Annotated in this window: 12 protein-coding genes; 4 read left to right on the top strand and 8 right to left on the bottom strand. The window is 65.6% G+C overall.

Annotated features, from left to right (window positions below; translation table 11 throughout):
* The first annotated feature begins 10 nt into the window (after positions 1 to 10).
* The gene (ctaD, locus tag IRG63_RS06950) at positions 11 to 1,759 is read left to right on the top strand and encodes a cytochrome c oxidase subunit I (protein ID WP_193509656.1); all 1,749 of its coding nucleotides are present in this window, start codon (positions 11 to 13) and stop codon (positions 1,757 to 1,759) included.
* A gap of 5 nt (positions 1,760 to 1,764) precedes the next feature.
* Entirely contained in the window at positions 1,765 to 2,187 is a 423-nt protein-coding gene (locus tag IRG63_RS06945; RefSeq protein WP_193509655.1) for a cytochrome c oxidase subunit 4, read from the top strand.
* A 79-nt stretch (positions 2,188 to 2,266) separates the two neighbouring features.
* Here the strand turns inward: IRG63_RS06945 and IRG63_RS06940 are convergent, their stop codons facing one another.
* The 5 genes from IRG63_RS06940 to IRG63_RS06920 all read right to left on the bottom strand — a co-directional run bounded on the left by IRG63_RS06940 (position 2,267) and on the right by IRG63_RS06920 (position 7,275).
* Positions 2,267 to 2,848: a dihydrofolate reductase family protein gene (locus tag IRG63_RS06940; protein ID WP_193509654.1), complete on the bottom strand. Its 582-nt coding sequence runs from the start codon at positions 2,846 to 2,848 to the stop codon at positions 2,267 to 2,269.
* Between the two features lie 218 nt (positions 2,849 to 3,066).
* On the bottom strand, positions 3,067 to 4,632 hold the full coding sequence (locus tag IRG63_RS06935) for a cytochrome bc complex cytochrome b subunit (RefSeq protein WP_227411942.1): 1,566 nt from the start codon (positions 4,630 to 4,632) through the stop codon (positions 3,067 to 3,069).
* Between the two features lie 65 nt (positions 4,633 to 4,697).
* Complete coding sequence (locus IRG63_RS06930) at positions 4,698 to 5,768, bottom strand: ubiquinol-cytochrome c reductase iron-sulfur subunit (RefSeq protein WP_168627165.1); 1,071 nt, start codon at positions 5,766 to 5,768, stop codon at positions 4,698 to 4,700.
* A 39-nt stretch (positions 5,769 to 5,807) separates the two neighbouring features.
* Positions 5,808 to 6,617 (bottom strand): cytochrome c, encoded by an 810-nt coding sequence (locus tag IRG63_RS06925; RefSeq protein ID WP_168627166.1) that lies wholly within the window; start codon positions 6,615 to 6,617, stop codon positions 5,808 to 5,810.
* A 19-nt stretch (positions 6,618 to 6,636) separates the two neighbouring features.
* Positions 6,637 to 7,275, bottom strand: a complete 639-nt coding sequence (locus tag IRG63_RS06920) for a heme-copper oxidase subunit III (RefSeq protein WP_168627167.1) — start codon at positions 7,273 to 7,275, stop codon at positions 6,637 to 6,639.
* A gap of 72 nt (positions 7,276 to 7,347) precedes the next feature.
* Between IRG63_RS06920 and trpD the strand changes: the two genes are divergently transcribed.
* Positions 7,348 to 8,400, top strand: a complete 1,053-nt coding sequence (gene trpD, locus IRG63_RS06915) for an anthranilate phosphoribosyltransferase (RefSeq protein WP_168627168.1) — start codon at positions 7,348 to 7,350, stop codon at positions 8,398 to 8,400.
* 4 nt (positions 8,401 to 8,404) lie between these two features.
* Here the strand turns inward: trpD and glpK are convergent, their stop codons facing one another.
* Positions 8,405 to 9,886, bottom strand: a complete 1,482-nt coding sequence (gene glpK, locus IRG63_RS06910) for a glycerol kinase GlpK (protein WP_193509653.1) — start codon at positions 9,884 to 9,886, stop codon at positions 8,405 to 8,407.
* Positions 9,883 to 11,160, bottom strand: a complete 1,278-nt coding sequence (locus IRG63_RS06905) for an alpha-hydroxy-acid oxidizing protein (protein WP_193509652.1) — start codon at positions 11,158 to 11,160, stop codon at positions 9,883 to 9,885. The genes glpK and IRG63_RS06905 overlap by 4 nt, the downstream gene beginning before the upstream one ends.
* 137 nt (positions 11,161 to 11,297) lie before the next feature.
* Here IRG63_RS06905 and IRG63_RS06900 point away from each other — a divergent pair, with 137 nt between their 5' ends.
* A complete protein-coding gene (locus IRG63_RS06900) occupies positions 11,298 to 11,591 on the top strand; it encodes a hypothetical protein (RefSeq protein WP_193509650.1) in 294 nt (97 codons plus the stop codon).
* A 52-nt stretch (positions 11,592 to 11,643) separates the two neighbouring features.
* Here the strand turns inward: IRG63_RS06900 and IRG63_RS06895 are convergent, their stop codons facing one another.
* Entirely contained in the window at positions 11,644 to 12,729 is a 1,086-nt protein-coding gene (locus IRG63_RS06895) for a DNA glycosylase AlkZ-like family protein (RefSeq protein ID WP_193509649.1), read from the bottom strand.
* Positions 12,730 to 12,750 lie beyond the last annotated feature (21 nt).

The raw sequence follows: 12,750 nt of genomic DNA, 5'->3' as shown, positions 1-12,750 counted from the left end.
CAACGAAGAAATGACTACCACTTCGACGGCAACCCGCACCACGGTTGGCGGCTCCTCAACGGGAACAGACTTCACCGCTTCCAAGGTCGGGACCAAGGGCGACAAGATCCTCGGTTGGATCACCACCACCGACCACAAGCGCATCGGCTCGCTGTACCTGGTCACCTCCTTCATCTACTTCTGCCTCGGCGGAGTGATGGCGCTGGTCATCCGCGCTCAGCTGTTCCAGCCGGGCCTGGAGATCCTGCAGACCAAGGAGCAGTACAACCAGCTCTTCACCATGCACGGCACGATCATGCTGCTGATGTTCGCGACGCCGCTGTTCTTCGGCTTCGCGAACTGGATCATGCCGCTCCAGATCGGCGCGCCGGATGTCGCGTTCCCGCGGCTGAACGCGCTGTCCTACTGGTTCTTCAGCTGGGGAAGCCTCATCGCAGTCGCCGGATTCCTCACTCCGCAAGGTGCGGCATCCTTCGGCTGGTTCGCCTACGCCCCGCTGTCATCCACGACCTTCTCTCCGGGAGTCGGCGGTAACCTGTGGGTCCTTGGCCTCGGGCTCAGCGGCTTCGGAACCATCCTCGGCGCGGTGAACTTCATCACCACGATCATCACGATGCGCGCGCCCGGTATGACCATGTGGCGCATGCCGATCTTCACCTGGAACACCCTCATCACCTCGCTGCTCGTGCTGATGGCTTTCCCGCCGCTTGCTGCCGCGCTGATGGGTCTGGCGATGGACCGCGTGCTGAATGGACACATCTACAACGTCGACGCGGGCGGTGCGCTGCTCTGGCAGCACCTGTTCTGGTTCTTCGGGCACCCAGAGGTGTACATCATCGCGCTGCCGTTCTTCGGCATCGTCTCCGAGGTCTTCCCGGTGTTCAGCCGCAAGCCGATCTTCGGCTACAAGACCCTGGTCTACGCGACTGTCGCCATCGCCGCGCTGTCGATTACCGTGTGGGCTCACCACATGTACGTGACCGGCTCGGTGCTGCTGCCGTTCTTCGCCTTGATGACCATGCTCATCGCCATCCCGACCGGCGTGAAGATCTTCAACTGGATCGGCACGATGTGGCGAGGATCAGTGACGTTCGAGAGCGCCATGCTCTGGGCGATCGGCTTCCTCGTGACGTTCACCTTTGGTGGCCTCACCGGCGTCATCCTCGCGAGCCCGCCGCTGGACTTCCACGTCTCGGACACCTACTTCGTCGTGGCGCACTTCCACTACGTCGTGTTCGGAACCGTGGTGTTCGCGATGTTCTCCGGCTTCTACTTCTGGTGGCCGAAGTGGACCGGCCGGATGCTCAACGAGCGGCTCGGCAAGATCCACTTCTGGTTGCTGTTCATCGGCTTCCACGCGACCTTCCTCATCCAGCACTGGCTCGGCGTCATGGGCATGCCCCGTCGTTACGCCACCTACCAGCCTGAGGACGGCTACGCCTGGATGAACCAACTGTCGACGGTGGGCGCGATGCTGCTCGGCATCTCGATGATCCCGTTCCTGTACAACGTGTTCATCACCGCGCGTCGCGCACCGCTCGTCACGGTGAACGACCCGTGGGGCTACGGCCGCTCTCTCGAGTGGGCGACCTCGTCGCCACCGCCGCGGCACAACTTCACGTCGATCCCGCGCATCCGTTCCGAGTCCCCGGCGTTCGACCTCAACCACCCCGAAGCGGGCATTCCGGTTGGCATCGGGCCGCTCAAGGACGCCCCGGATGCCCCTGTGATCGACGCCTCTGACGAGAAAGTGAAGTAGGGCACGTGAAGACCAATATCGTCCTGTTCTGGGTACTCGCCGTCTTCTTCGTGGCCGTCGGGATCACCTACGCGGTGTGGAGCCTGCTTGACCCCTTCCACGGGACTATCGAGTGGGTAGGCACTCTCGCGCTGTTCCTGTCTGCCGCCCTCTTCGGGCTGGTGGCGTTCTACCTGGGTAAGACCTACAAGGCGCAGGGCGCCGAACTGCCGGAGGACCGTCCCGAGTCCACTGTCGATGACGGTGACCCTGAGGTCGGCTTCTTCAGCCCGTGGAGCTGGTGGCCGGTCATGCTGGGTACTGCGGCAGCGACGGTGTTCCTGGGGATCGCCGTCGGCACCTGGATCGTTCTCATCGGCTTCGCGCTGGCGATCGTTGCGATCGTTGGCTGGACGTTCGAGTACTACCGGGGCTACTTCGGTCGCTGACGCAACAACGTCTTAGATCGGGGACGGACCTTTCGGGTCCGTCCCCGATCTGCCTTTTAACCCCGCTTCCCCCTTGGTGTCAACGGCGCACCCGATAGCGCAGGTGAAGCACCCGGTTGCCCTGAATCACCACGTCAGGTCCCTCCAACAGGTGCTGCGCGTGGACCGACCCGAAGTAGCGCTTGCCAGACCCGAACACGACGGGTACGACGTCCATGCGCACCTCGTCGACAAGCCCCGCGGCAAGCACCTGGCCACCGACGTCGCCGGCGGCGACCTCGACGATGCGGTCACCCGCGAGCTCCTGCGCCTTGGCCACGGCTGCTTCGACGCCGTCGACGAAGTGAAACGGCGCCTCGGGGTCCCAGCCCGCAGGGCTAGGCCGGTGCGTCACGACGACCACGTGGTCGACCCCGCCTGGAGGCTTCCCGTCCCAGCCGTCCGTCATATCGAAGACGTGGCGGCCGGCGATTGTCGCCCCGATCTGGTCCCAGTACGGCCGGGTGTAGTCGTAGGACGCTTGTGACACCTTCAACACGCCGCTCTCGTCCAACGGCACGTCACCGCTGAGCAACCAGTCGAACAGCGGTCCGGGCTGGTCGTTGTCGTCCGCGATGAAGCCGTCCACTGACACCGAGCTGTACATGACTACTGTGCCCATGGAAGCTCCTCTGCTTGGGGGATGCCCTCAGGTTAGAGTTTCGCCCCGAGTGCACCCTGCATTGTGAAGAGTCTCATTTGGGCCGCTTTGAGACCCCTCGTACCCAGCGTTCGAGGGGAGTCGAGAGCGGGGTCTCGGCGACCACCGAAACGAACACCACCCCACAACGCAAAACGGCCGCATCCCCAAGAGGATGCGGCCGTTCCGTCGTTTACTGCTTAGTGGTGGCCATCCGACTCGATCTCCCGGCGGGTGACCGGGGAGATGCGGTCCTCGAAGAACCAGCGCGAGAGGATCGCACGCACCCGCTGAACCGGCGAGATCTTTCCACGCGCGTTCGGGCGGAGCATGAGCGGCTTGTAGTCGACGTAGTCGACCAGGCGCCAGCGGTCGTACTCGTTGAGGGGCTGGTGCACCTCGATGTACTCGCCGCCGGGGAGCCGCACGATGCGTCCCGATTCGTAGCCGTGCAGCGCGATCTCGCGGTCCTTCTTCTGCAGCGCGATGCAAATGCGCTTCGTCATCCAGTAGGCGAAGATCGGGCCGAGGATGATCAGCGCCTGCAACGCGTGGGTCACCCACTCGATGGACAACATGAAGTGTGTGGCGATGAGGTCGGAACTCGCCGCGGCCCACATGACGCCGTAGAAGACCACACCCGCAGCTCCGATCGCGGTGCGAACCGGGGCGTTGCGCGGACGCTCTGCCATGTGGTGCTCGCGCTTGTCGCCGGTGATCCACGCCTCGAGGAAGGGGTAGACCGCGACGGCCAGCAGGAACAGGCCGAGGATCGCAGCCGGAATCAGGATGCTGAGCGTGACGGTGAAGCCCCACAGCTCGAACTCCCAGCCCGGCGGAATCAGTCGCAGCGCACCATCGGCGAATCCGATGTACCAGTCAGGCTGAGTACCGGCGGAAACGGGGGAGGGGTCGTACGGTCCGTAGTTCCAGATCGGGTTGACCGTGAACGTCGACGAGATCAGCACGATGACGCCGAACACCACGAAGAAGAACCCACCGGCCTTCGCGGCGAACAGCGGCATGACCGGAACGCCCACGACGTTGTCGTTCGTGCGGCCGGGGCCGGCGAAGTGGGTGTGCTTGTTGATGACCATCAGCAGCAGGTGCAGACCCAGTGCCGCGATGAGCAGGGCCGGCAGCAGCATGATGTGCAGTACGAACAGGCGCGGCACGATCACGGTGCCCGGGAACTCTCCGCCGAAGAGCAGGTACGAGATCCAGGTTCCGACGATCGGGAAGCCCTTGACCATTCCGTCGATAATGCGGAGGCCGTTGCCCGAGAGCAGGTCATCCGGCAGCGAGTAGCCGGTGAAGCCCTCAGCCATCGCGAGGATGAACAGCACGAAGCCGATCACCCAGTTGAGCTCACGCGGCTTGCGGAAGGCGCCGGTGAAGAACACTCTCAGCATGTGCAGCCCGATCGAGGCCACGAACAGCAGCGCCGACCAGTGGTGGACCTGGCGCATGAGCAGGCCACCACGGATGTCGAAGGTGATGTCGAGCGTGGAGGCGTAGGCCGCCGACATCTCGATGCCCTTCAGCGGCACGAACGAGCCCTCGTAGGTCACGTGGCTCATCGACGGGTCGAAGAAGAAGGTCAGGAACGTGCCGGAGAGAAGGATCGCGATGAAGCTGTACAGCGCGACCTCGCCGAGCATGAATGACCAGTGGTTGGGGAAGACCTTGCGGCCGAGTTCCCTGACGATGCCCGAGATGCTCGTGCGCTCGTCCAGGTAGTTCGCGGCAGCCCCAGTGAAGCGCATGCCCGGGCCGGGCGGGGTGGTGTTCGCGCTTGGCTCTGTAACTGTTGCTGTGCCAGCGGCGGTGCTCATAGTGAACGCTCCCAGAAGCTAGGGCCGACAGGTTCGGTGAAGTCGCTACGGGCGACGAGGTAGCCCTCGGCATCCACCGTGATCGGAAGTTGGGGAAGAGGACGCTTGGCGGGTCCGAAGATGACCGCTGCTTCCTGGGTGATGTCGAACTGCGACTGGTGGCAGGGGCACAGCAGGTGGTGCGTGTGCTGTTCGTACAGTGCCACCGGGCATCCGACGTGGGTGCAGATCTTGGAATAGGCGACGATGCCGTCGTAGTTCCAGTCCTCACGGCCGGCGGAGACGTTCAGGTCCTCGGGCTTGAGGCGCATGAGGAGCACCGCGGCCTTGGCCTTCTCTTCGAGCGGGTGCTCCGCGTCGGCCAGGTTGTCCGGGATCACGTGGAAGACGCTGCCGAGGGTGACTTCGGATGCCTTGATCGGCGTTCCGGACGGGTCCTTGGCGAGCCGAATGCCCTTGTCCCACAGCGTGGTCTTGAGGAGCGGTACCGGGTCAGCGGCGGGCGCGAGGTCGCGGAACAGCACGACCGCGGGCAGCGGCGAGAGCGCTAGCGCTCCGATCAGCGTGTTGCGGATCAGCTTGCGGCGGTTGAAGCCGGACTCCTGGTTTCCGAGGGTGAACACGTTCGCTGCGATCGCGCGCGTCTCCTCAGTGCCACGGGTACCGTGGCGGGCCTCAGTCATCTCGACATACGTCATCAGGTTCTTCGCCCAGTGGATCGCGCCAATACCGATCGGAATCAGCGCGAGTGCGATGCCCAGCCCGACGAAAAGGTTGTTGAGGCGAGTCGAGTTGAGGTCGCCAGGCTCGATCGGAACAACGATGTAGGCGACGATCGCCATCACGGTGCCGACGATGGAGAGCGCGAACATACCCGCAACGACGCGCTCGGCTTCCTTTTCCTTCTTCGGGTCGAGGTCGGTCACTCGATCGCTGTGCGGCGGAAGTCCGGGGTTCTCAAAGGCGTCAGGTGCAATGACGGCCGTGCCGGGGGAGACTTCACGTCCCGGGCTCTTCACGAGCTCCGAGCCGGCAGCGGCGCCTGTGTCGCCGTCATGCTGAGCCATTTGTTTCCCTTCGATTTCTTGCTGTGGAAAAGTGTGCGACTAGTTGGGGCGTGCGGTGATCCAGATGGCCACACCGACGATCGCACCCAGCCCGAAGATCCAGATGAAGAGGCCTTCAGCGACCGGCCCGAGGCTTCCGAGGTCGAAGCCGCCAACGGAGGGGTTGTTCTCCAGGAACTGCAGATACGCGATGACGTCTGCCTTGTCCTGGGGAGTGAGGTTCATGTCGTTGAACACCGGCATGTTCTGCGGGCCGGTGACCATCGCTTCGTACACGTGGCGGGGCTCGACGCCTAGCAGTCCGGGAGCGAACTTGCCCTCGGTCAGCGCGCCACCGGCACCGGCGACGTTGTGGCACATTGCGCAGTTGATGCGGAACAGCTCGCCACCGACGCTGGGGTCGCCGCCCTCCAGAGCGGCGTCACTCGGAACCTCCGGGCCCGGCGCGAGCGAGGCGACCCACGCCGCGACGGCGTCGATCTGCTCCTGCGTGAACTGCGGCGGCTTCTGCTGCCCCTGCGGTCCGTTCATGGCGAGCGGCATGCGGCCGGTTGCCATCTGGAAGTCGACAGATGCCGCGCCGACGCCGTACAGGCTCGGGCCGACATCCGTTCCGGTTGCCTCAAGACCGTGGCAGCTGGCGCAGTTCGCTGCGAACAGCTTCTGGCCCTCTTCTGCGGTCGCCTGAGTGATTGCGGTCGGCGTCTCGGCGGCGGCCGTGCTCGAGAACAGGGCGTAGCCGCCTCCAGTCGTCAGCAGGCCGATCGCGATGAGCGCGACCGTCGCGAGAGGGCTGCGGCGACCGGTGGCCCGCTTCTCAGGCACGTCGGTCGAAGAAGAGTTGCGCATTGACACGTCTTTCCGGTTGCTATTTGAGGACGTAGATGACAAGGAACAGGCCGATCCAGACGACGTCGACGAAGTGCCAGTAGTAGGACACTGCGATCGCGCTCACTGCCTCTCGGTGGGTGAAGTTCTTGGCGGCGAAGGCCCTTCCGATGACCAGGAGGAAGGCGATGAGGCCGCCGATCACGTGCAGACCGTGGAAGCCGGTGGTGATGTAGAAGGCCGAGCCGTACGAGTTCGAGCTGATGCTGACGTGCTCGCTGACGAGCTTCGCGTACTCGAAGATCTGGCCGGTGACGAAGACAGCACCCATGGCGTAGGTCAGGAAGAACCACTCGACCATGCCCCACTGCGTCGGCTTCCAGCCGGTTGCGCGCGCCTGCAGCCGCTCCGCCGCGAACACGCCGAACTGACACGTGAACGAGGAGGCGACGAGGATCAGGGTGTTGACGGTCGAATACGGCACATCGAGTACGGCGGTCTCCGATGCCCACAGATCCGGTGCAGTGGATCGAAGCGTGAAGTACATCGCGAAGAGGCCGGCGAAGAACATGACTTCGCTGCCGAGCCACACGATGGTTCCGACGGAAACCGTATTGGGACGGTTGACCGCGGGAACGCCGATGCTGTGCGAGAGAGAGGTGCTGGTCACGTGAACCATTATGGCCGATATCGGAGTGCTCGGTGCGACTCCGACAGGCCGTATGCAGGCAAAAGCGTAGGATCGTTAGCCATGACCTCCTCCGCCTCCTGGCCCTCGATCCTGACCACGCTGCTCGAACGCGAGGATCTTTCGATTTCTGAGGCGACCTGGGCGATGCGCCGGATCATGCACGGGGAGGCGACGGATGCGCAGATCGCCGGCTTCCTGCTTGCTCTGCGCTCGAAGGGGGAGACGGTCAACGAGATCGTCGGTTTCCGCGACGCGGTGCTGGAGAACGCGCTGCCGCTGCCGGTGAACCCGATGGCCGTTGACATCGTCGGAACCGGCGGAGACCGGGTCGGGACGGTCAACATCTCGACGATGGCATCGGTGGTGGTTGCCGCATCCGGCGTCCCGGTGATCAAGCACGGGAACCGTGCGGCCAGTTCGGCATCCGGCGCGTCGGACGTGCTTGGAGCGCTCGGTATCCCACTCGACATGCACGAGACGCGTGTCGCAGAGGTGCTCGACGAGACGGGGATCACCTTCGCGTACGCGTCGCACTTCCATCCCGGCTTCCGGCACGCGGCGAAGGTGCGCGGTGAGCTTGCCGTGCCGACCGTGTTCAACTTCCTTGGGCCGCTGTGCAACCCGGCGCGAGCCGAGGCCAACGCTCTCGGCGTGGCCAACCTGAAACTCGTGCCGCTGTTCGTCGGCGTGTTCCAGACGCGTGGTGCGACCGCGCTCGTCTTCCGTGGCGATGACGGGCTGGATGAGCTCACGACGACCGGGCACTCGCACATCTGGGAAGTCACCCGCGGTGCCGTCACAGAGCACGACCTGAACCCGGTTGACCTGGGGTTGCCGATCGTCGAGCTGGCCGAGCTGATCGGCGGCGACCCGGAGCACAACGCGCGCATCGCGCGTGAGACGCTGTCGGGCGCGACCGGGCCGGTGCGCGACATCGTGCTGCTCAATGCGGCCGCTGGCCTTGTGGCATTCGACCTCGCAAATGACCCGGCGCAGGCGCTGCTGCCGATCGTCGAGCGTTTCCGCGCACGCATGGCCACGGCGGCCGAGACCATCGACTCTGGGGCAGCGATCGCGAAGCTCGACCAGTGGGTGGAGGCGGCGAACCGCTGATCTCCTATTCCCAGTCGAGGGTGCGCTGCACCGCCTTCTGCCACTTGGCGTAGCGCGCCGCGCGCTCGTCTTCTGGCATTGACGGCTCCCACCGGCGGTCCTCGTGCCAGTTGCCGCGCAGCTCATCCAGCCCGGACCAGAACCCGGTCGCGAGCCCGGCCGCGTAGGCAGCGCCGAGCGCCGTCGTCTCGGTGACCACAGGGCGGATCACCGGCACGTTCAGGATGTCGGCCTGGAACTGCATCAGCAGCTCGTTGACGACCATCCCGCCGTCCACCTTCAGCTTTGAGGCGGGAACACCGGTGTCGGCGGTGACGGCGTCGATCACTTCCTTGGTCTGGAAGGCGGTTGCCTCCAGCACCGCCCGGGCGATGTGCCCCTTGTTCACGAACCGGGTGAGTCCGACCAGGGCGCCACGGGCATCCGGGCGCCAGTGCGGCGCAAACAGCCCGGAGAACGCCGGAACGAAGTAGGCGCCGCCGTTGTCGTCCACGGTTCGCGCGAGCGGTTCGATGTCGTCAGAACTGCCGATGAGCCCGAGGTTGTCGCGCAGCCACTGCACGAGCGAGCCGGTGACCGCGATCGAGCCCTCGAGCGCATACCGCGGCTCGGCGGCCTCGAGCTGGTAGGCGACGGTGGTGATGAGGCCGTTGCGCGAGGCGACAGATTCGATCCCGGTATTGAAAATCAAGAAGTTCCCGGTGCCGTAGGTGTTCTTCGCCTCGCCAGCTGCGAACGCGGTCTGCCCGAACGTGGCCGCCTGCTGGTCCCCGAGGATGCCCGTGATCGGCACGTCGCGCAGCAGGCTCTCGCCGCCGGTGACGCCGAACGAGCCGGATGACGGCCGGATCTCCGGCAGCAGCGACCGCGGCACGCCGAGAAGAGCGAGCAGCTCGTCGTCCCAATCCAGGGTGCGCAGATCCATGAGCAGGGTGCGGGACGCGTTGGTGACGTCGGTGAGGTGCTCGCCGCCGGTGAGGTTCCACACCAGCCAACTGTCGATGGTGCCGAAGGCGAGTTCGCCGTCCTCGGCCCGTGCGCGCGCTCCGTCCACGTTGTCAAGCAACCAGGCGATCTTGGTCCCGGAGAAGTACGTGCTGACCGGCAGGCCGGTCCGCTCACGGAACAGCCCCGCATCCGGCCCGAGACGGTCGACGATCGCCTGCGTGCGGGTGTCCTGCCAGACGATCGCGGGAGCGATCGGGCGACCCGTGGCGCGATCCCAGATCACCGTCGTCTCACGCTGGTTGGTGATGCCGATGGCGGCGATGCGCAGCCGGGTCGTGTTGGCGCGGGCGAGCACCTGCGCGATCACCTCGCGCGTGTTGTCCCAGATCTCGATGGCGTCGTGCTCCACCCAGCCGGCGCGCGGGAGCAGCTGTCGGTGTTCCTTCGCGGCGTTGGCGACGATCAGCCCGTCGTGACCGAACAGGATGGCGCGCGTGCTCGTCGTGCCCTGGTCGATGGCGATGATGTAGTCGCTCATGCCGCCGCCAGGATGTCGCGGTTCAGCTCCGCGACGGAGGTGTGACCGGAGAGCCCCAGCGCGAGGTCGAATTCGGCGATGATGTTGCGCAACACTTCCCGCGCACCGGCAGCGCCGCCGATCGCGAGACCGTACACGTAGGGTCGGCCGACGAGCACAGCGCTGGCGCCGAGGGCAAGCGCCTTCAGCACGTCGCTTCCGGTGCGGATGCCGCTGTCGAACAGCACCGGAACGCGCCCGGCGATCCGGTCGACGATGTCCGGCAGCGCCGCAGCCGATCCGATCGCGCCGTCGAGCTGACGGCCTCCGTGATTGGAGACGATGATGCCGTCGACGCCGGCGTCGAGAGCCTTCTCGGCGTCATCCGGATGCTGGAGGCCCTTCACAACGATCGGCAGGTCGGTGTGCTCGCGAACGAACGCGAGGTCGGGCCAGGTGAGCGAGGAGCGGGAGAACACGTCCAGGAAGGTCTCGACGGCTGCCCGCGGTTCCGCGCTGCGCAGGTTGTCGCGGAACCGGCCGGGGTAGCGGCGGGTCATGTCGATGAGCGTCCGAATCGCCGCGCGCGTCACCTTCGGCCTCGGGCCGGCGGGTTGCGACGCTCGCTTGCGCACGAGTTCACGAAATACCGGGTCGCTCGTGTACTGCGCGATGCCCATGCCGTGGATGAACGGCAGGTACGCCAGATCGAGGTCGCGTGGCCGCCAGCCGAGCATGTGCGTGTCCAGGGTGACGACGATGGCCTGAGCGCCGGATGCCTCGGCGCGTCGCACGAGGCTGGCAACCAAGTCGTCGGAGCTGCTCCAGTACAGCTGGAACCAGTGCGGCGCGTCGCCCGTGGCCGCCGCGGTGTCCTCCATGGGCACCGAGGCCTGGTTCGAGAACACAAACGGGACCCGCAGCTCTGCGCACGCTCGCGCGGCCTCGAGGTCTCCGTTCTTGTGGGCGAGCTCGAGCACTCCGACCGGTGCGGCCAGCACGGGTGTGTCGTAGCGGTGCCCGAACAGCTCGATGGACAGGTCGCGGTGGGAGACGTCTCGCAGCATCCGGGGCACGATCTGCCAGCGGTCGAGAGCCGCGCGGTTGGCGGCGGTCGTCCACTCAGTGCCGCTCGAACCGGCGATATACGCCCAGGCTGCGGGGGAGAGGGCCTTCTCCGCGGCCCGCTCAAGCGTCTGCGCCGAGGCGGGCGTGATGGGTCTGAGTCCGGTCGCACCATTCCGATAGACGATCGTCTGAACCCTGCGGCCATAACCCGGGACGGTGTGCGACATTGAAGATCCCTCCGAGCCCAACTGTAACGGTCAGGCTCGGGGGAGCGATCTCTCCGCGAACAACGCGCCTGCCCGCCCGGAGTGAAAGTCTGCTGACAGCCCACTCCGCGGCGGTGAGCGCGGCGTACCCTGACCTTATGAAGAAGGTAGATAGCGCGAAGGGCCGCCGGTCTTACGCAACGCCCTTCAACTGGCTCGATGACAAGTTGGAGCGCTTCGTCTCCCCACAGTTGGGACCGTGGGAAGAGTCGGCGCCCTCCGAGGCGACCTGCCCGGTGTGCGGTCACGATATGGCCGAACACGTGGTGGACCGTTCCAAGGAGAACCAGGTTCTGCACTGCCCCGCGCCACCGCTCGCCAACTACGAGCGTGACCCGGATGCGCCGCTCAACGAGCTGGGAATGCCGAAGCACAAGACGGAGCAGCTCTAGAGAACGGCGGGGCGGATGCCGTCACGGCGGCATCCGTTGGTACGACCTGCGGTTAGGGGTTGTGGCGCTCGACTCCGAGCCACGCGGCGAGATCGTCAAGCTCCGCCTGTACCGCTGCAGCCGTGTCGGTATCGAACGGCACGTCCTCGTGGATCGCACGAACGGTGAGCTTCTTTCCCTTGCGGTCGACGACGGCGTCGACCTTCCCGACAAGGCGGTCGTCGTGCAGGATCGGCAGTGCGAAGTAGCCCCACTTGCGTTTCCCCTCGGGCTTGTACATCTCCAGCTGGTAATCGAACTCGAACAGCTGCTGCGCGCGAGCGCGGTCGTAGCTCAGCCGGTCGAAGGGGGAGAGGAGCGCTGTTCGTCCCTCGAACGGCTGCCCGAGGAGGGTCGGGTCGAACCGCCAGGTGCCCTTGACCCCGTCGACGACGGCCTCCTCGCCGGCGTCCTCCACGTACACCTGCTCGATGGCCTGCTCGGTGGCGGACGCGCGTGCGATGCCGAGCGCGGCGAGCCGGCGGGAGTTGCGGATGCGACGGGCCTCGTCCCGGGGAAGCGGTACAACATCCGCTGGATAGACCCGCTCGGCGAGGTCCCAGAAGCGTTCGCGCCCATCACGCCGGGAGATCGCGATCTCGCCACGGCGGAGCAGCAACTCGAGCATCTGGGTGACGTTGCGGTTGTTGGACCATCCGGTCGACTGCCATGACACCTGGCTGGTGTCCGGGATGTCGCGCGACTTGAGTGGTCCCTCAGCGCGCAGCCGATCGAGGATGTCGGTGCGGAAGCGATCGTTGGCAGCCAGCCATTCGCGCCCGCGAGCAGAATGCGGCACATCGGCCATGGAGGCGAGAAGGATCGGCAGATCGTCCATTGGGCGGATCATGGCGTCAAGTTCGAAGAGTGTGCGATCGTGCTCCAGGGCCCGAGTCAGATCGGCGGGGCGATAGGCGCTGCCGAGTCGTGTCCACGCGACGAGGTCGGCCGCCGGCGCGATCGCCGCAGTGGGGTCGACCTGCAGGAGCGTCAGGTGCTTGACGGTTGACAGCAGGTCGGCCGGACGCCCAGCGGTGAGCAGCTGCGCTCGGACAGCGATGCGTCGGGCCTCGGTGCGGTCGAGTTGGTGCTGCGCCATGGCGCCGACACTACCGACCGG

The organism is Cryobacterium sp. BB736, from assembly GCF_014980265.1.
Classification (GTDB): Bacteria; Actinomycetota; Actinomycetes; order Actinomycetales; family Microbacteriaceae; genus Terrimesophilobacter.
The sequence above is the reverse complement of the archived record's forward strand: the minus strand, read 5'-3'. Positions and strand labels throughout refer to the sequence as shown.

What these genes read in the sequence shown, in the direction of transcription:
- IRG63_RS06935 (WP_227411942.1), bottom strand. Translation starts at nt 4,632, where the DNA reads ATGCGCTTCACTGGGGCTGCCGCGAACTACCTGGACGAGCGCACGAGC.
- IRG63_RS06895 (WP_193509649.1), bottom strand. Translation starts at nt 12,729, where the DNA reads ATGGCGCAGCACCAACTCGACCGCACCGAGGCCCGACGCATCGCTGTC.
- ctaD (WP_193509656.1), top strand. Translation starts at nt 11, where the DNA reads ATGACTACCACTTCGACGGCAACCCGCACCACGGTTGGCGGCTCCTCA.
- IRG63_RS06925 (WP_168627166.1), bottom strand. Translation starts at nt 6,617, where the DNA reads ATGCGCAACTCTTCTTCGACCGACGTGCCTGAGAAGCGGGCCACCGGT.
- IRG63_RS06905 (WP_193509652.1), bottom strand. Translation starts at nt 11,160, where the DNA reads ATGTCGCACACCGTCCCGGGTTATGGCCGCAGGGTTCAGACGATCGTC.
- glpK (WP_193509653.1), bottom strand. Translation starts at nt 9,886, where the DNA reads ATGAGCGACTACATCATCGCCATCGACCAGGGCACGACGAGCACGCGC.
- IRG63_RS06940 (WP_193509654.1), bottom strand. Translation starts at nt 2,848, where the DNA reads ATGGGCACAGTAGTCATGTACAGCTCGGTGTCAGTGGACGGCTTCATC.
- IRG63_RS06920 (WP_168627167.1), bottom strand. Translation starts at nt 7,275, where the DNA reads ATGGTTCACGTGACCAGCACCTCTCTCTCGCACAGCATCGGCGTTCCC.
- trpD (WP_168627168.1), top strand. Translation starts at nt 7,348, where the DNA reads ATGACCTCCTCCGCCTCCTGGCCCTCGATCCTGACCACGCTGCTCGAA.
- IRG63_RS06930 (WP_168627165.1), bottom strand. Translation starts at nt 5,768, where the DNA reads ATGGCTCAGCATGACGGCGACACAGGCGCCGCTGCCGGCTCGGAGCTC.
- IRG63_RS06900 (WP_193509650.1), top strand. Translation starts at nt 11,298, where the DNA reads ATGAAGAAGGTAGATAGCGCGAAGGGCCGCCGGTCTTACGCAACGCCC.